Source organism: Ornithinimicrobium pulveris, from assembly GCF_050261105.1.
Lineage (GTDB): Bacteria > Actinomycetota > Actinomycetes > Actinomycetales > Dermatophilaceae > Ornithinicoccus.
Window position 1 is genome coordinate 3,052,215 of sequence record NZ_CP189837.1, and the last position, 16,197, is coordinate 3,068,411.

Below are 16,197 nucleotides of genomic sequence, written 5' to 3' on the forward strand. Positions count from 1 at the left end.
GGTGTCGGGTGGAGGTGATCATCAGGTCTGTCGGACGACCTCCCGCCTGGTGATGCGCAGCCGCTCGAGGGCGTCGAGGTCGACGTTGACGCCGAGGCCGGGGCGCGTGGGGAGGTGGACGCGTGGCGGGGTATAGGTCAGGTCGCCGATGTCGTCGCTGAACAGCAGGGGGCCGGTCAGCTCGGTGGATCCGATGACTGTGCGGGCGGCGGCCAGATGGAAGCCTGCGGCGCTGGCCACCGAGGACTCCACCATGGAGCCGATCTGCACACCGACACCGGCCGCGTCGGCGATCCCCGCCATCTGCGCGGCCTTGTGCAGGCCAGCCGTCTTCATCACCTTGATGTTGACCAGGTCCGCAGCGCGGGCAGCGATGATGCTCAGCAAGGTGGCCGGCCCTTGGCAGGACTCATCGGCCATGATCGGCACCGGGGAGTGCCGACGCACCTCGGCCAGGCCGGCGATGTCCCCCATCGCGATAGGTTCCTCGACCCACGCCACCCCGATGCCGCCCAGCTCGCGCACGGCCTGGATCGCCACCGCAGGGGTCGACCAGCCCTGGTTGACGTCCACCCGCACGGGGGCCCGATGGTCGACCGCCTCGCAGACGGCGCGGATGCGGGCGACATCGGTGCGCCACTCCCCCTGCCCGACCTTGATCTTGATCGCCGAGAAGCCGGAGGAGAGGGCACGCTCGGCCTGCGCCGCCATCTCCTCCGGCTCGCCGATGGAGATGACCGAGGGATAGGTCAGGTCGTCATCCCGGCCGCCCAGCAGGTCGCAGACGACCAACCCCGCCTGCTGGCCCAGCAGGTCGTGGAAGGCGATGTCGATCGCTGCCTTGGCGGAAGGGTTGCCACCGATCCGGGCAGCCATCACCGCGTGCAGACGCTGCAGCTCAGCGGGCCGCAGGTCATGACCCAGCACCTCGGGCAGCAGGACGTGTTCGAGCACCTCGACCGAGGCTGCGGTGGTCTCGCCGGTGACGAACTCGTCGGCGACGCCTTCACCCCAGCCGACGAGTCCGTCATCGGTGTGCAGCTCGACCACGACCGAGGGCATGGCCTCCCAGCGGGCGTAGCTGATGACGAAGGGCTGGCGCAGCGGCAGGTGGATGTGGTGAATCACCGCCCGTTCGATGCGCATGCGTCCAACCTAAGTCCCTCGCTGGGGAGGGTTCTAGGCGTACTGACCTTGCAGGCCCTTGGCCGCGCCAGAATCAGTCGATCCAGACGATGGGGTCCTCGTAGTAGGGGTTGTTCTGCCAGTCACCCTCGCCGTCGGCGTTGTCGTTGCCGCCCCAGAGGACCTGGCCGATCTCCTGACCGGCGTCTGCCAACGCGACGATGCACAGGCGGGCGGTGCTGCCGGGCTCGAGGCTGTCGTAGTACTCGCTCTCGCACTCTCCGATCGAGCCGCTGCTGGTGAAGATGGTCATGGCGCGGGACCCGTCGGCGTGCCGGGCGTTGAACTGCGGGTAGTAGTCGGTGATGTCGTAGTCACCCTCGGTGTCCAGGATCTCCAGGTCCGCCCAGATCAGGAAGGGAACCTCGTCCTCCACCGGCGTCGCGAGCGTGACCCCGTCGAGCAGCGAGGGGTCCGCCTCCTCGATCTCGGTGACCGTCGCGCGCAGCTTGAGATAGCGGTAGGACGGGTCCTGAGGGTCGGCGTTGCTGGCCATCTGGATGACGGCCGCGTCGCCGATCGCGAGCTCGGCGCCGGGCTCGGTGAGCTCGTCGTCGCCCTCGCCACCAGCTGTGCCACCGGTCTCCTGGTCGTCGGAGTCTTCGGTCTCCTCGACGTCGTCGGTCTCCTGTGTGGCGTCCTCGGTCGCCTCGGTGGTCTCCTCGGCCTCAGTCTCCTCCTCGGTGGCCTCAACCTCCTCGGTCTCCTCAGGCTCGGTGGCCTCCTCCGGCTCCACCGCCTGGGTCGGTGTCGGGGTGGTCTCTGCGTCGTCCTCGCCACCACAGGCGCTCAGCGCCACCGTCATGCTGGCGGCCACGAGCATCGCGCTCCAACGCTTCATCGTCATGTCAGCTCCTTCGTTCCCTGCACCCCGAAATCCCCTCCGACGTGCTGACGCGGGCCCTTCCCGCTGGAGATCAACCCTGCCACAACGGGTCGATCGCCTCACGCAGAAGCGATCCGACGTCCCCCAGCCGATGCCGTCCCTCGCGCACGACGACCTCACCGTCGACGATCACGGTGTCCACGTCCGGTGCCCCCGCCGCGAGGAGGATCTGGCCCGGGTGAGCCCCCGCGGTCCGCACCGTGTCCAGGCGCACCGCCACCAGGTCGGCCCGCGCACCGACCTCGATCCGTCCGGCATCAGCCCAACCGATGCTCTCGTGCGCGGTCGCCGCCGCCAGGAGGACGTCCGGCTGGAGTTGCCCGCGTTCCAGGCTGGCCAGCCGCTCGTGCATCTCCACGGCTCGGGCCTCCTCGATCAGATCGATGACGGCGTGCTGGTCCGACCCGAGGGAGAGTCGTGCCCCGGCCCGACGTAGTGCGCTCGCCGGGCCGATGCCGTCGGCCAGGTCGCGTTCGGTCGTCGGGCAGAAACACGCCCAACAGCCGTGTGACCCAAGGGCGGCGATGTCGTGCCCGCTCAGGTGTGTCGCGTGCACCGCGCTCAGGTCCGGACCCAACACTCCCTCCGCCTCCAGCAACCCGGTCGGCGTCAACCCATGTGCCGCCTCGCACGCCTCGTTCTCGGCGGGCTGCTCCGAGAGGTGGATGTGCAACGGTCGACCATGAGGAGGGTGGCTGGAGACGTGAGCCTGCCCCGCCAGTTGGGGCAGGTCGTCATCTGCCCCGCCACGTGGGGCAAGCTCAATCTGCCCCGCCAGGTGGGGCACCCCGTCATCTGCCCCGCCACGTGGGGCAAGCGCAATCTGCCCCGCCAGGTGGGGCACCCCGTCATCTGCCCCGCCACGTGGGGCAGTCTCACGTCTCCCCCGAGCCCACCCCGCCACGACCCCGAGCTGGTCCCGCGGCACCGCCCGGACCGAGTGGATCGCGGCTCCCACGCGCAGGTGGGCTGGGCCGCCATCGGTGTGGTCGCGCAGCAGGTCAACCCGCTCGGCCCACGCCTGCGCGTCACCGTCGCCGAAGCGCACCTGCGTCCCCTCCAGCGGCGAATAACCATCTCCGCTCAACCCACCCGCCAGATAGCAGGTGTCCAGCAGCGTGAGCCGCATCCCGGCGTCCGCGGCGGCCTGGACCAGCGCCTGGCCCATCGCATTGGGGTCGTCGTACCGCTCACCACCCGGCCCGTGGTGTAGGTAGTGGAACTCCGCCACCGCGGTCACCCCCGCGAGCGCCATCTCCGCGTACGTCGCCCGGGCAAGCTCCAGGTAGGTGCCGGGGTCGAGGCGGGCAGCGACGGCATACATGCGCTCGCGCCACGTCCAGAAGGTGCCGCCCTCGTCGTGGGTGCGTCCCCGCAGCGCCCGGTGGAAGGCGTGGCTATGCGCGTTGGCGAGCCCGGGTAGGACGACGCCAGGCAGCCGTTCGTCCCCGGGTTGCGCAGGGGTGTCGGTGGTGATGGCGGTGAAGCGACCGTCGCTCACCTGCAGGCGCACGTCGCGGGCGAGGCCGCCAGGCAGCTGCCCGTATGCCGCGTGCCAGGTCCGCGTGCTCACGCCGGGTCCTTCTCGGGCTGGGTGGTGGAGCCGGGCTGGGTGGTGAGATCCGCGACGCAGGCGGCGAGGGCGTGGACACCTTCATGGCAGTCGTCGACCTCGGCGTGCTCGGCGGGGCTGTGCGAGATTCCGGTGGGGTTGCGCACGAAGAGCATCGCGGTCGGGTAGCCAGCGGTGGCCAGGATGCCGGCGTCGTGACCGGCCCCGGTACCCAGGACGGGGACCGAGAGCTGAGCGTCGCTGCCGCCGCGTGCCTGCAGGACGAGGCGGAGGCGGTGGCTGAGGTCACCATCGAAGCGCGTGGTCGGGGTCCAGCTCTCCTCGGTGGCCGCCGCAGAGTGCTCGCCCATCTGGGTCGTGAGGTCCTCGACGAGCGCTCGGACCTGGGTCTCGTCGGCGCCACGGGCGTCGAGCCACCCGGTGACGTGGGAGGGGATGGCGTTGACGCCACCGGGCGTGACGTGCACCTTCCCGACCGTGGCGACGCAACCGCGGCGGGTAGCACCAGCCCTCGCGGCGAGGACGAGCTCGGCATAACCCAGCATCGCGTCGCGCCGGTCCTGAAGGCGGGTGGTGCCGGCGTGGTTGGCCTCGCCGGGGAAGTCGAACCGCCACCGGCCGTGCGGCCAGATGTCGCTGGCGACGGCGACGGGTTCACCCAGGTCGACGAGGGCGCGGCCCTGCTCGACATGCAGTTCGACATAGCAGCCGACCCGGGCCAGAGCCTCCGCGTCGGGACCGAAGCTGTCGGGGTCGCGTCCGGCCGCGCGCAGGGCATCGGCATAGGTCGTGCCGTCGGCGTCGGTCAGCGCCAGGGCCCGGTCAGCGGTGAGCTGACCGGTGAGCACGCGCGAGCCCGCGCAGGCGATCCCGAACCGCGCGCCTTCCTCGTCGACGAAATTGGCGACGGCGACAGGGACCGTCGGGACGATCCCGCCGGCCCGGAGCTCGTCGAGAGCCGCGAAGGAGGAGACGACGCCGAGCGGGCCGTCGAAGGCCCCGCCGTCAGGGACGGAGTCCAGGTGGGAGCCGATGACCACGCCCCGACGGCCCGCCGCGACAGCATCGTCGACCGAGCCGGGGCCGTCCCACCACCAGGCCCACTGGTTGCCGACCCGGTCCTCCACCAGGTCCAGGCCACGACGCGTGGCTTCCTGGGCGAACCACTCGCGCAGCGTCAGATCCTCGCGGGTCCAGGCAAAGCGTCGGTACCCGGCGCTGCCGACCCGACCGACCGGATCGAGGTCGGCCCACATGCTGTCGAAGGCTGCGCTGCTCACCTTTCCGACTCTAGGGAAGAGCCGCTCGGTCCGGGCGGGGCGGGACGCTGGGCGTGTCCGAGATGCGAGACGTGACGGCCTGCACCGAAGTCCCCAGCGACGACCACCGCCACCCTGGAAACCTCAGACGGTGACGCTCTTGCTGACCTCGGGCAGCCGGTGTGAGATCCACGCGCCGATCAGCCCGAGCACGGCTAGGAAGGCGAGTGCGACATCGGCTCCGAGCAGCGCCAGCGCGCTGGAGAGCCCACCCACGATGAGCAGCAGCACGCCCATCAGGGTGTTCGAGACCGCCACATAGGTGGTGCGCCGATCATCACCAGCCATGTCCACGACATACGTCTTGCGGGCGACCCGGACCCCGACGTGGGCGAGCGCCAGGACCAGGAAGACGGCCGGGTGCAGCCAGCCGGCATCGCGGACGTCCGGGATCCGTTCGAGCAACAGGTAGGCCAGCACGACCAGGCTGGCCAGCGCCGCGGCCCAGACCATGAGCTTCTGGCTGGACCGGTCCGCCAGTCGCCCGGCGATCCGGCCGCCGATGAGACCGGCCAGGCCCTGGGCGATGACGAACGGGCCGAGCCCGGCGAGTGAGTGACCGCCGGCCTGCGCCGCCATCGCCACGACGAAAGGCGGCGACAGCGCCGAGACCAGCAGCAAGCCACGCGCCAGCACGAACTGCCGGAACGGTTGATCGTCCCGGAGCAACTGCCAGGACTGGCTGACCCAGCTGGGCTGATCATCTGTACGCGAGACGAGGTCCTCGCTGTCCACCTCGGGTTCGCGGATCCCGGCGAAGGCCGCCAGCGCCAGCACCCAGGCCACGGCCGCCGCGAGCAGCAGGCCGGCGAGCACCAGCGGCGAGGCATCGTCACCGCCGAACGCCCGGATGGCCAGTCCGAAGGTGATGGCCACCGCGCCGGAGGCGGTCGCGGTCAGGCCACTGATCTGCCCGCGCTCCCCCTTCGGCACTGTGCGACCGAGGACGTCCTTGCCGGCCAAGGAGTTGAGCGAGCGGGAGAGCGCGAAGATCGCGAGGGCGACCACGATCAGCAGGCCAGCGACCCAGCCGGAGGTGAAGGCGACGGCACACGCCATACCGGCGGTAGAGAGTGCTTGGCCAGCGGCACCGACCAACCAGTAGTGCGCCCGGCGACGGGAGCGTTGGAGGACCGGGGCCATCGCGGCCTGCGGGAGCATCGAGCCGGACTCGCGGACGGGCACGAGGAGCGCGGTGAGCGCGGCGGGCGCGCCCACGGCGGCGAGCGCCCAGGGCAGCACGGTCTTGGCGTTGACGACCTGGTCGCCGGTGGACTGGAGCGCTTCGGCGGTGATCTGGCGCAGGCCGTTGCGGGCGGTCGCCGCCTGGTCCTGGGGGCTCTGGTCGGAGCGGTCGGCGCGGACGAGGCGCTGGAAGATCCGGGTGGTCGAGCTCACCGGATCAGCCTTCCACCTGCGCTGGCGCGACTCGTCGGCGACGCACCGGAGTGGTGAGCAGGACGCCGCCGATCACGAGAGCACCGCCGATGAGCTGGATGAGGGTCGGCGGCTGACCGAGGAGAGCAGCGATGGCGATCACGAAGACGGTCACCAGGTTCATCGAGGTAGCCGCGGTGCTGGGTGAGACGCGGGCGACGGCGAGGTTCCAGCAGACGTAGGAGCCGACCGAGGGGAGCGCGGCGATGAACAGGAGTGCCCACCAGGTCGGGCCATCCTGCGGGAGCTCGATGCCGGTGGCCAGGGCGAACGGGGCCAGCGCGATGACGACGAGGACGACCTGGATGGCGGTGGCGGTGAGGACCGGGAGGCCGAGGGTGCGGCCGAGCAGGGTGTAGGCCGTCCACGCGAGGACGGCGGCCAGCATGAACAGGTCGCCGACATTGAAGGAGAGCGTCAGCAGGCGGGACAGGTCGCCCTGGGTGAGGACGAGCAGGACCCCGAGGAGGCCGAGGGCGACGCCGGCCCAGGCGCGCCACCCGGTGCGCGCCTGCCCCAGCAGCGCGGCGGCGACCACGATCGCGGCCGGGTTGCTGGCGTTGATGACCGAGGCGTTGACCGCGGAGGTGTGCTCGAGGGCGGAGTAGAGGAGGAAGGGATACCCGGCCGCCCCGACGATGCCGAGCAGGAGCAGGATTCGCCACCGTCGCAGGACGACGCGCCAGTCAGGACGCTCGACGAGCTGGGCGATCAGGACCAGCGGGATCGCCGCGAGCAGCCAGCGCAACCAGGTGAGGGAGAGCGGGTCGATGACCCGGACGGCTCGCTCACCGACCACATAGTTGCCCGCCCAGAAGAGCGTCGCGAGGACGAGGAGGGCGATGGCGGGCATCTGAGCAGGGTAGGTCCCCTCAGCTGCGGCGGGTCTGCTCGCCCCAGCCCTGGGGCACGCTCACCAGCGGCTGGGCGCCCGCGCCGAGCTGGTCGTTGTCGACGATCTCCTTGCCCAGCGGCACCAGGGAGACGGGGATCATCTTGATGTTCGCGATGGCCAGCGGGATGCCGATGATCGTGAGGGCCTGCGCGACGGCGGTGGTGAGGTGGGCGACGGCGATCCAGACGCCGGCGACGATGAACCAGATGACATTGCCGATGGTCGACATGGCGCCGGCGTTGCGGGTCGGGACGATGGTCCGACCGAAGGGCCACAGCGCGTAGGCGCCGATCCGGAAGCTGGCGATGCCGAACGGGATCGTGATGATGAAGATGCAGGCGATCAGGCCGAAGAAGAAGTAGGCCAGCGCGAGCCAGAGCCCGCCGAAGACGAGCCAGATGAGGTTGAGCAGAAAACGCATGGTTCAAGTGTCTCGCAGCGTCAGACCACCGGGGTACGCGCCGACCACCAGGCCATCAGCCGGTCCACGACCAGCCCGATCGCCATCGCGGCCAGGATCGCGACGACGATGCCGAGCAGCGGGTTGTGACCGAGCCAGTGTCCGGCAAGCACGCCCACCCCCACGGCGAGCCCGGCCCAGACCAGGCCACTGATGATGGTGAGGAAGACGAAGGTCGGCCGGTGCATCGCGGTCGCTCCGGCGCCCATGCTGATCGCGACGCGACCCAGCGGGATGTGCCGGCCGGTGATGATGATGACGGCGCCGCGGGTGGCGAGAAGTTCGTCGGCGCGGGCGAAGGCGGCCTCGGCCTTGCGGGTGCGCATCCACCGGAAGCGGCGGGTGCCCACCGTGCGCCCGATCTGATAGGCGATGTTGTCGCCGATGGCGGCCCCCGCTGCCGCCACCAGGATGAGCAGCCATAGGTCCGGCGCCCCCGCGGAGACGGAGATGACGGCGAGGCCGACGACCAGGGATTCGCTGGGGACGGGCGGGAAGAAGCCGTCGAGCACGCAGAAGGCGAACAACGCGAGCAGCACCCAGGGCTGATCGGCGGCGGCGAGCAGTGCCGCATTCAGCCCCTCCAGCATGCTTCGACCCTAGGACAGTGCTCCGCGGAGCACCGACCAGGGCAGGGCAGGGGCCGAACAACGGCTCCGAACGCTGGAGGTCGGTGACGTCGGGCGTGCCGCGACCTGCGGGCCCAGCCCTACCCGGCGCTGGCCCGCATCGCCCGGATGCCGACGCTCACGCCGACCAGGGCCGTGAGGCCGGCGGCGACGAAGCCCCAGAGCACATCCCCGGTCCACAGCTCACCGGCGAACAGGGAGCGGGTGGCCTCCACGACATACGTGAGCGGATTGCCCTGGGACAGCACGCGCATCCAGCCGGGCCCACCCTCGAGCGGCAGCAGCATCCCGGAGAGGATCATCAGCGGGAACAGGAAGGTCTGCTGCACCACCCAGAACATCCACTCCTGCTTGCGGACGGCGATCGCGAGGGCATAGCTCAGCGAGCTGATCCCGACCCCGAGCAGCCCGAGCAGCACCAGCCCGAGGAGCACGCCGAGCGGATAGATCCGGAAGCCGAAGGGCACCATCACCAGCACGATGATCGCCGCTTGCACGACCAGCGTGACGAATTCCTTCAGCGCCCGGCCGACGAGCAGCGAGGGTCGAGATAGCGGGGTGACGAGCATCCGTTCGTGGGCGCCGGTGTGCATCTCGTAGAGCAGGTTGGAGCCGACCATCGTCGAGCCGAAGAGCGCGATCATCACCACGATCGACGGCACGAACCACTGCCAGACATCGCCGCCGGGGAGCCCCGGGCCGAGATTCCCGGCCAGCAGCGGCCCGAAGAGCGCGAGGAAGAAGAGTGGCTGGACCAGCGAGAAGACGACCGAGAAAGGGTCGTGCAGCATCGGTCGGAGCTCGCGCGAGAGGACGATCCAGCTGTCCCGAAGGAGCGAGCGCGGGCCGGTTGTTGCCAGGCGCGTGCTGCTGGTGGTGGTGGTGGGAGAGGTGCCGCCGTCGCCCGTGGTGTTCGCCGCGGTCGAGGAGTGGCGAGGGGTGGACTGGCTCGTGCTCATGCTGCGGCCTCGCTGTCGTCGGCGGACGCGCCGGCCTCGCGCAGGCTGCGGCCGGTGAGGTTGAGGAAGACGTCGTCCAGCGTGGGGCGCCGGACCTGCACATCGAGGAGGGGTATGCCGTGTCCCTCCGCCAGGTGCACCAGCTCGGCCACGCGGCGCGAACCGTGGGCGACAGTCGCCACCACCGTGCTCCCCCGGGTCTCGACCGAGGAGGTCGGGTTCGCGGAGGTGGACGACGCAGAAGTGGACGACGCAGAAGTGGACGTGGCAGAGGTGGAATGCCCTGAGGTGGACGTGGGCGGAGAGGTGGTGGAACGCCATACCTGGAGGTGGTCGGCGAGTCGCGCGGCGGCGTCGGGCCCCTCGGTGGTGACCGAGATCAGGTCGCCGGCGTGCTGCTGCTTGAGCGCTTCCGGGGTGTCATCGGCGATGATCTGGCCGTGGTCGATGATGACGACGCGTTCGGCCATGGTGTCCGCCTCGTCGAGGTAGTGGGTGGTGAGCAGGAGCGTCATGTCGTGCTCGGCGCGCAGCGCCTGGATGTGCTCCCAGAGGTTGGCGCGGTTGTGCGGGTCCAGGCCGGTGGAGGGCTCGTCCAGGACAAGCAGCTCGGGAGCATGCATGAGGCCCATCGCGACGTCGAGGCGGCGGCGCTGGCCGCCGGAGAGCTCGGAGACCTTGGCCTTCTCTTTGCCGGCGAGGTCGAGGGAGCTCATCAGGTCCTGCGCACGCGTGCGGGCGTCGTCGCGAGACATCCCGAAGACGACGCCCTGGCAGGCCAGCTCGTCGAGCGCCCGCTGGTTGTGGCCGGCGCCGTTGCCCTGCCCGACGTAGCCCAGGCGCCGACGGACCTGGTCGGGGTCGGTGTCGACGTCGAAGCCGGCGACCCGCGCCGAGCCGGAGGTCGGACGGAGCAGGGTCGTGAGCATCCGCATGGTGGTGGTCTTGCCGGCGCCGTTGGGGCCGAGGACCGCGACGGTTTCGCCGCGGTCCACGTGCAGGTCGATGCTGCGGACCGCGTGGACGGTGTTCTTGCGGGTGACGAAGTCTCTCGTCAGCCCGGTGGCCTCGATCATGGTGCTCCTTCGTGGGTGCGTGAGGGCAGAGCTCTCGGGAAGTGCTGTCCTTCGTGACTCAGCGTAGGGGGGATAAGGGTCAGTTTCTGACCGCTACTTCCGGCAGGATGGACAGCATGTCGCAACCCGCCGGCCGTCTCCTCTCGCTCCTGTCGCTGCTCCAGACCCGCCGCGACTGGGGTGGTGACGAGCTCGCGAACCGGCTGGACATCAGCCCTCGCACGGTGCGTCGGGACGTGGACCGGCTGCGCGAGCTGGGCTACCCGGTGCAGACGACCAAGGGGCCGCACGGTGGCTACCGGCTGGCGCCCGGCTCCGAGCTGCCGCCGTTGCTCTTCGACGACGAGCAGGCGGTGGCGATCGCGGTCGCGCTGCAGACGGCGGCGAGCGGGATCGCCGGGGTGGAGGACGCCTCACTACGGGCCCTGGCCACGATCCGCCAGGTGCTCCCCGCCAAGCTCCGGCACCGGGTGGACGCGCTGCAGGTCACGGCGGTGCGTGGCGGTGGCGGCGGGTCCGGCGTCCCCGACGAGAGCGCGGTCGACCCGCTGACCCTGCTCGACATCGGTGCCTGCTGCCGCGACCACCAGCAGCTCCGTTTCGACTACGTCGCCAAGGACGGGGTCGCCTCCGCCCGCCGCACCGAGCCGCACCGGCTCGTGAGCCGCGGCCGCCGCTGGTATGTCGTGGCCTGGGACCTTGATCGCGACGACTGGCGCACGTTCCGGGTTGATCGCATGCGCCCCAAGACTCCGGTCGGGCCACGCTTCACCCCGCGCGAGTTGAGCGAGGAGAAGGCGGCGGACCTGCTGAGTCCGCACACGGCATACCAGGGCTGGCCGGTGACGGGGACGGTGCTCATGCACGCGCCCGCGCGCGAGGTTGCGCGGTGGCTACCCGCGGCGCACGGATCGGTGACCGAGGTGGACGCGAACAGCTGCCGGGTGGAGATGGGCGGCTGGTCGTGGGGGTCCGTGGTGGCCTGGCTGCTGCTCTACGAGGTCGACATCGAGGTCATCGGCCCTCCCGAGCTGGCCGCTGCAGTCGATGAGGTGGCGGATCGTCTGGGGCGGGTGGGACGTGCGGGGTGAGGTGGGAGGGCGGGCACTTCGTCCCGCGACACGCGCGGGCAGGACCGGCTCAGTCGCGCCCAGGCACGGCTGAGCCGGTCGAGGCCGGGCGTGTCAGCGGGACATCGTGACCGCGGCGCTCGAGTTCAGCCTGCGTGCGGTCGCGGACGTCACCTGAGCGAGGCGGGATGGAGTCGGAGCCCGACGACCTCGGCGATGAGCGCGAGGTCACGGTCCCAGGCGAGCACCTCGGCATCGTGGCGGAGGGCGACGGCCGCGATCATGCAGTCGATGAGACCCCGCGGCGTGACCCCGACCTGACGACAGCGACGGTAGATCCGCGTCGCGCCGGAGAAGTCGGCCACCGGATCGAAGCGCAGCAGAGCAGGATGCCCGAGCAGACGGCGCAGGTCCTGCTCGCGTCGGGCCGACCGGGCACCCGCGCACACCTCCATGACGACCGGCTCGGTCACGGCGAGCGGACCATCCACCTCGATCAGCCGCCGCACCTCCAGATCCACGGCGCTTCCCGTCGCACGGTCGTACTCCACCCAGGAGGAGGAGTCGGCCAAGATCATGCGACGTCGGCGGGCGGGGTGTCCTCCGGCAGCTCCCCGATCGCCTGCGCGCCTCGCATGGCGAGGGCCTCCTCGCGGCTCATCGGGTCACCGGCCAGGTGGCGCAGCGCGAGGTCGACGGCTTCAGTCTTGGTGCGGACCCCATAGCGGCGCATGATCGCGACGACGTGGTCGTTCTCGATCTCGATGTTGGTGCGAGTGCGCGCCATACACGTACTTTACACGTGGGGGAGCTGAGCGAGGTCGTCCAGACGGACCGGGGCGCTGGGCGTGAAGGTCATCGTGGTCGGTGCTCCAGCGCTGCCGATCAGCTCGCGCGGACTCCCCTCGGCGACCACCCGGCCGTCAGCGATCAGCACAAGGCGATCGCACAGATGCTGGGCCTCCTCCATGAAATGGGTGACCAGGACAACGGTCGTCCCCGCGTCGCGCGCCTGCTCGATCACGCCCCACACGGTGCGGCGGGCGCGGGGGTCCAGGCCGGTCGTGAGCTCGTCGAGCAGCGCGATCCGGGGTCGACCGATGAGGGCCAGAGCGATGGCCAGGCGCTGCTTCTGGCCACCCGAAAGATTGTCGTAGCGGGCGTCGAGCTTGGGGCCGATGCCCAGCGACTCGGCCAGCGCTGGCCCGTCGGCGGGGTCGTCATAGAAGGAGGCGTAGAGGTCGAGAGCCTCGCGCACGGTCAGCTTGCCCTGGAGGCCAGCCTGCTGCAGCTGGACGCCGACCATCCGGGTGATCTGGTCACGCTCCGCCGCCGGGTCGAGGCCGGCCACGCGGACGCTGCCGCTGTCGGGGCGCCGCAGGCCGGCGATGCACTCCACCGTCGTCGTCTTGCCCGAGCCGTTGGGGCCCAGGATGCCGACCACCTCACCTGCCTCGACCTGCAGGGAGACGGAGTCGGCCGCCACCGTGGAGCCGTAGGTCTTGCGGAGATCCCGCACGTCGATCACTGTCATGCGTCCAGACTCCCCGGGCGCGGCGGCGCGCACCATCCTCCGATCGGCTGCGATCCGGCGCCGGTCGGCGGGCACTCCGTCCCGCGACACGCGCGGGCAGGACCGGATCAGTCGCGCCCGGGCACGGCTGAGCCGGTCGAGGTCGGGCGTGTCACCGGGACATCGTGCGCGCGAGCGCGCGGGCGATGGCGATGTGGGTCTGGAAGCTGGCGCTCATCGCGCGGGTGTCGTGGAAGTTGAGCACCACGTGCGCGTCCTGCTCGGCGTAGTAGAACGCGTGCACCGCGCTCAGTCCGAGACCGCCGACCGGCTCGGGCAGGCCGCGCAGCACGACCGGCATGAAGCCGCCGAAGCGCAGGGTGACGAAGCCGGCGCCGTAGTGGATGCCCGGCCGCATCCGCGAGCGGGGGCGCACCAGCTCTGCGAGGAGCTCGGGTGAGATCAGCTGTCCGCCGTGCAGCGCCCGCTGGAAGGCCACCAAGTCGGCCGCCGTCGTCACCGCTCCCCCGTCGATCGACCCGATGGACAGCGCAGGAGCGCCGCTCACCTCGGTGCCGCCGAGCCACATCGCAGCCAGCCGAGGATCGGGTGAGGAGGGGTCGAGAAGGTGGGTGTGCGGCATACGGGCGGGGGCGAAGAGTCCCGTATGCAGCACCTCACCCAGGGGCGCTCCGCCCACCTCTTCCGCGACGAGAGTGAGGAGGGCGTAGCCGGCGTCGGAGTAGTGGAAGCGTGCGCCGGGGCGGCCGCGGGGAGGCAGGTCGGACGTCTCGGCGAGGACCGATCGCGGGGTCCAGGTGGTCGTCGGGTCGGCGGCGAGAGCCTTCAGGGAGCAGGCCGTGCGGTGGCCCCGGGGCGGGAGGAAGGGATCGGGGAGCCCGCTTCGGTGGCTGAGCAGGTCCTCGATGGTCACCTCGCGGGCTACGTCGACGCCGTCTGCCGCCAGGAGCTGGGCGAGGTCGGCTGTCGGCAGGGCGTCGCCGAGGGGTGAGTCGATGCTGAGGTCGCCGCGCTCGATGAACCGGGCGATGAGGACAGCCAGGAAGTTCTTGCCGGCGCTGGCGGTGTGGAAGGGCTGGTCGATGTCGCCGTGGGAGAAGCGGACGCCGGGTGCTTCGACGAGGACCTGGGGTGCGGGGAGGCGGGGACTGCGGCGGCGGGTCTGGCGCTCGAGCGAGCGGCGGAGGCGGCCGTCCAGGAAGGTCTGAAGGTCGTTGGAGCCGGACCTGACATCTCTCTGAGAGAGGTTCACGCAATATGTCTATCAGACATGTCCGTGAGACTCAATAGCCGGGCGTAGGGTGACGTCATGGCGTTCGTGATCCTGGGGTTGCTGCTCCTGCGGCCGATGAGCCTGTATGACCTGATCCGCGCCTTTGAGAAGGGCGTCTCGCTCTTCTACAGCGCCAGCTCGGGCAGTTTGAAACGTGCCCTGGACGGCCTGCTCGCCAAGGGCCACGTCGAAGTCGACGAGGCTGTGGGGGCTCGTGGCCGCAAGGTCTATCGCGTGACCGACGCCGGGCGGGAATCCTTTCGCACCTGGATGACGGGTGAGCTGAGCGGTGATGTCGAGACGGCGGCACTGTCCCGGCTCTTCTTCCTCGGGCTGCTCGATAAGCCCGAACGGGGGCCTGTGCTGGAGCGGATCGAGGCCCGGTTGCGGTCGGATCTGGCTGCCCTGGAAGGGCTGCAGACCCAGGTGGAACAGCAGCAGGTGCCGGCTGAGCTCGAGGAGGTTGCGGCATACCAAAGGGCGGTTCTGGACTACGGATTGAGGTCGCACCGGTTCGCGCTCGACTGGTTCGGCACGCTGGGGCGCGAAGAGGTCTAGAGTCCGAGCTTGGGGCAGATGGTGAGTGATCTCGAAGCGCGATCAGGGTATGCGGCAGGGAGTCCGCGCGATCGGTCGTATGACCCGTGGCGACCCGGTCGGGTGTGGGATGTGCTGCGCGGAACGGCCCTCGCGTTCTTCGCACTGATCCTGATCGTGGGGCCGCTCGTCGGCGAGCGCGCGAGCACCTTCGATCAGCTGGAGGGAGGCCTGTACCGAGGTGATGTGTCGAGCGTGCGGATCGAGGGGCACACGGTGCGTGCCGACGGGACGCCGACGCCTATCGAGGTGGGAGATGTGGAGTACCGGCTGGTGTGGCGGGAGGGGATGGTCACAGAGTTCACGAACGTCCGGCAGCTGGTGGGTGATCCGAACCAGGTGTCGACGGCTCGGCAGACCTTCACCGAGCCGATCGAGGATGTCCTGCGCGAGGCCAATCCTGCGGTGCGGATCACCTACGCTCAGCCGCGCACGTCGTGGGCCACGATCGGCAACTACGAGGCACCGGTGGTCTTCGGGCTCCTGCCCTTGGCCACCGGCCTGCTCTGGCTGATCGTCCTGATGAACGGCCCCGAGCCGCGGCTCGCCACGCGGTGGGCCTGGTTCTGGATCACCTTCTCCCCCATCGCGCTCGTCGCCGCGCCTGCCTATCTGGTGATCGGCGCCCAGGGGGCCAAGCCGGGCGCGCTCCGACTGACCGGTGGGTGGGCCTTCCTGATCTCGATCTTCTTCCTCGGCGGGATCGGCTTCGCAAACAGTTGAGCAGCGAGCAGCCGGGCGTGGGTCACCGGATAAGGTCGGCGGGTCGGAACGAGACCGGGAACGGCAGCTGGGTCTCGAAGAGCTCGTCGCCCACCACGACCTGCCCGGACGTAGACGTCTGGCCCGTGAGTTGGAAGACCCGCAGGGACGGGTTGAGCGGATCGATGACCCAGTAGTGCTGCACCCCGAACTGCGCCAGCACCTCGGGCTTGCGCACCAGATCGATGCCGCGGCTGGACGGGGAGAGGATCTCGACGACGAGCACCGGCGGCTCCTCGACCTCCTGACCGGACGAGACCGTGCGCGGGACCACCATCAGGTCCGGCTGGATCACCGTTCGCTCGCCCACCCGGAGATCGAGCGGCGCCGGCAGGACCTTGTGGGAGGCGGAGATGGCCGCGCTCAGGATGAGGAAGAGCTCGCCGAGCACGCTTTGGTGCTCCACGCTGGGTCCCGGCGCCACGACCAGCTCACCCTCGACGAGCTGGACGACCAGGTTGGGCCGCTCCTCGCGATAGGCGTGCAGGTCGTCGACCGTGTAGATCCCAACCTCGGTGATCGTCATGACTCCCATGGTGCCC

The 16,197-nt window shown here is 70.3% G+C and carries 18 protein-coding genes; 3 read left to right on the forward strand and 15 right to left on the reverse strand.

Features of this window, described 5'->3' with window-relative positions; translation table 11 throughout:
* Positions 1–21: 21 nt before the first annotated feature.
* The 10 genes from ACQBAT_RS14265 to ACQBAT_RS14310 all read right to left on the reverse strand — a co-directional run bounded on the left by ACQBAT_RS14265 (position 22) and on the right by ACQBAT_RS14310 (position 10,419).
* A complete protein-coding gene (locus tag ACQBAT_RS14265) occupies positions 22–1,146 on the reverse strand; it encodes a mandelate racemase/muconate lactonizing enzyme family protein (protein ID WP_420747917.1) in 1,125 nt (374 codons plus the stop codon).
* Between the two features lie 73 nt (positions 1,147–1,219).
* Positions 1,220–2,032, reverse strand: a complete 813-nt coding sequence (locus tag ACQBAT_RS14270) for a lipoprotein (RefSeq protein WP_420747916.1) — start codon at positions 2,030–2,032, stop codon at positions 1,220–1,222.
* Positions 2,033–2,102: 70 nt separating this feature from the next.
* A complete protein-coding gene (locus ACQBAT_RS14275; RefSeq protein WP_420747915.1) occupies positions 2,103–3,644 on the reverse strand; it encodes a formimidoylglutamate deiminase in 1,542 nt (513 codons plus the stop codon).
* Positions 3,641–4,900, reverse strand: a complete 1,260-nt coding sequence (locus tag ACQBAT_RS14280) for an allantoate amidohydrolase (protein ID WP_427197767.1) — start codon at positions 4,898–4,900, stop codon at positions 3,641–3,643. Before ACQBAT_RS14280 ends, ACQBAT_RS14275 begins: the two co-directional genes overlap by 4 nt.
* A 147-nt stretch (positions 4,901–5,047) precedes the next feature.
* Positions 5,048–6,361 carry an MFS transporter gene (locus ACQBAT_RS14285; RefSeq protein ID WP_420747913.1) on the reverse strand — a complete coding sequence of 438 codons (1,314 nt, stop codon included), beginning with the start codon at positions 6,359–6,361 and terminating at the stop codon, positions 5,048–5,050.
* 4 nt (positions 6,362–6,365) lie between these two features.
* Complete coding sequence (locus tag ACQBAT_RS14290) at positions 6,366–7,253, reverse strand: DMT family transporter (protein WP_420747912.1); 888 nt, start codon at positions 7,251–7,253, stop codon at positions 6,366–6,368.
* Between the two features lie 19 nt (positions 7,254–7,272).
* Positions 7,273–7,716, reverse strand: a complete 444-nt coding sequence (locus ACQBAT_RS14295) for a YccF domain-containing protein (RefSeq protein WP_420747911.1) — start codon at positions 7,714–7,716, stop codon at positions 7,273–7,275.
* A gap of 20 nt (positions 7,717–7,736) precedes the next feature.
* Positions 7,737–8,345 carry a DedA family protein gene (locus tag ACQBAT_RS14300; RefSeq protein WP_420747910.1) on the reverse strand — a complete coding sequence of 203 codons (609 nt, stop codon included), beginning with the start codon at positions 8,343–8,345 and terminating at the stop codon, positions 7,737–7,739.
* Positions 8,346–8,464: 119 nt separating this feature from the next.
* Entirely contained in the window at positions 8,465–9,343 is an 879-nt protein-coding gene (locus tag ACQBAT_RS14305; protein ID WP_420747909.1) for an ABC transporter permease, read from the reverse strand.
* Positions 9,340–10,419, reverse strand: coding sequence for an ABC transporter ATP-binding protein (locus ACQBAT_RS14310; RefSeq protein ID WP_420747908.1), 1,080 nt, complete (start codon positions 10,417–10,419; stop codon positions 9,340–9,342). The genes ACQBAT_RS14305 and ACQBAT_RS14310 overlap by 4 nt, the downstream gene beginning before the upstream one ends.
* A 116-nt stretch (positions 10,420–10,535) precedes the next feature.
* Here ACQBAT_RS14310 and ACQBAT_RS14315 point away from each other — a divergent pair, with 116 nt between their 5' ends.
* Positions 10,536–11,510 (forward strand): helix-turn-helix transcriptional regulator, encoded by a 975-nt coding sequence (locus tag ACQBAT_RS14315; protein WP_420747907.1) that lies wholly within the window; start codon positions 10,536–10,538, stop codon positions 11,508–11,510.
* 149 nt (positions 11,511–11,659) lie between these two features.
* Here the strand turns inward: ACQBAT_RS14315 and vapC are convergent, their stop codons facing one another.
* The 4 genes from vapC to ACQBAT_RS14335 form a co-directional block, all read right to left on the reverse strand.
* The gene (gene vapC, locus ACQBAT_RS14320) at positions 11,660–12,067 is read right to left on the reverse strand and encodes a type II toxin-antitoxin system VapC family toxin (protein ID WP_420747906.1); all 408 of its coding nucleotides are present in this window, start codon (positions 12,065–12,067) and stop codon (positions 11,660–11,662) included.
* On the reverse strand, positions 12,064–12,276 hold the full coding sequence (locus ACQBAT_RS14325; RefSeq protein WP_420747905.1) for a type II toxin-antitoxin system VapB family antitoxin: 213 nt from the start codon (positions 12,274–12,276) through the stop codon (positions 12,064–12,066). The genes vapC and ACQBAT_RS14325 overlap by 4 nt, the downstream gene beginning before the upstream one ends.
* Before the next feature lie 9 nt (positions 12,277–12,285).
* Entirely contained in the window at positions 12,286–13,023 is a 738-nt protein-coding gene (locus ACQBAT_RS14330; protein ID WP_420747904.1) for an ABC transporter ATP-binding protein, read from the reverse strand.
* Between the two features lie 151 nt (positions 13,024–13,174).
* On the reverse strand, positions 13,175–14,275 hold the full coding sequence (locus tag ACQBAT_RS14335; RefSeq protein ID WP_420747903.1) for a serine hydrolase domain-containing protein: 1,101 nt from the start codon (positions 14,273–14,275) through the stop codon (positions 13,175–13,177).
* A 57-nt stretch (positions 14,276–14,332) separates the two neighbouring features.
* On the opposite strand from ACQBAT_RS14335, the gene ACQBAT_RS14340 reads away from it, so the two are divergent.
* Complete coding sequence (locus tag ACQBAT_RS14340; RefSeq protein WP_420747902.1) at positions 14,333–14,854, forward strand: PadR family transcriptional regulator; 522 nt, start codon at positions 14,333–14,335, stop codon at positions 14,852–14,854.
* Positions 14,855–14,965: 111 nt separating this feature from the next.
* Positions 14,966–15,616, forward strand: a complete 651-nt coding sequence (locus ACQBAT_RS14345; protein ID WP_420747901.1) for a hypothetical protein — start codon at positions 14,966–14,968, stop codon at positions 15,614–15,616.
* A 22-nt stretch (positions 15,617–15,638) separates the two neighbouring features.
* Here ACQBAT_RS14345 and ACQBAT_RS14350 read toward each other — a convergent pair whose 3' ends face one another.
* Complete coding sequence (locus ACQBAT_RS14350) at positions 15,639–16,181, reverse strand: Uma2 family endonuclease (protein WP_420747900.1); 543 nt, start codon at positions 16,179–16,181, stop codon at positions 15,639–15,641.
* Positions 16,182–16,197 lie beyond the last annotated feature (16 nt).

Excerpts from the sequence above, each read along its gene's own strand:
- ACQBAT_RS14265 (WP_420747917.1), bottom strand. The coding sequence starts at position 1,146 with ATGCGCATCGAACGGGCGGTGATTCACCACATCCACCTGCCGCTGCGC.
- ACQBAT_RS14270 (WP_420747916.1), bottom strand. The coding sequence starts at position 2,032 with ATGACGATGAAGCGTTGGAGCGCGATGCTCGTGGCCGCCAGCATGACG.
- ACQBAT_RS14280 (WP_427197767.1), bottom strand. The coding sequence starts at position 4,900 with ATGTGGGCCGACCTCGATCCGGTCGGTCGGGTCGGCAGCGCCGGGTAC.
- ACQBAT_RS14290 (WP_420747912.1), bottom strand. The coding sequence starts at position 7,253 with ATGCCCGCCATCGCCCTCCTCGTCCTCGCGACGCTCTTCTGGGCGGGC.
- ACQBAT_RS14295 (WP_420747911.1), bottom strand. The coding sequence starts at position 7,716 with ATGCGTTTTCTGCTCAACCTCATCTGGCTCGTCTTCGGCGGGCTCTGG.
- ACQBAT_RS14300 (WP_420747910.1), bottom strand. The coding sequence starts at position 8,345 with ATGCTGGAGGGGCTGAATGCGGCACTGCTCGCCGCCGCCGATCAGCCC.
- ACQBAT_RS14305 (WP_420747909.1), bottom strand. The coding sequence starts at position 9,343 with ATGAGCACGAGCCAGTCCACCCCTCGCCACTCCTCGACCGCGGCGAAC.
- ACQBAT_RS14310 (WP_420747908.1), bottom strand. The coding sequence starts at position 10,419 with ATGATCGAGGCCACCGGGCTGACGAGAGACTTCGTCACCCGCAAGAAC.
- ACQBAT_RS14315 (WP_420747907.1), top strand. The coding sequence starts at position 10,536 with ATGTCGCAACCCGCCGGCCGTCTCCTCTCGCTCCTGTCGCTGCTCCAG.
- vapC (WP_420747906.1), bottom strand. The coding sequence starts at position 12,067 with ATGATCTTGGCCGACTCCTCCTCCTGGGTGGAGTACGACCGTGCGACG.
- ACQBAT_RS14325 (WP_420747905.1), bottom strand. The coding sequence starts at position 12,276 with ATGGCGCGCACTCGCACCAACATCGAGATCGAGAACGACCACGTCGTC.
- ACQBAT_RS14330 (WP_420747904.1), bottom strand. The coding sequence starts at position 13,023 with ATGACAGTGATCGACGTGCGGGATCTCCGCAAGACCTACGGCTCCACG.
- ACQBAT_RS14340 (WP_420747902.1), top strand. The coding sequence starts at position 14,333 with ATGGCGTTCGTGATCCTGGGGTTGCTGCTCCTGCGGCCGATGAGCCTG.
- ACQBAT_RS14350 (WP_420747900.1), bottom strand. The coding sequence starts at position 16,181 with ATGACGATCACCGAGGTTGGGATCTACACGGTCGACGACCTGCACGCC.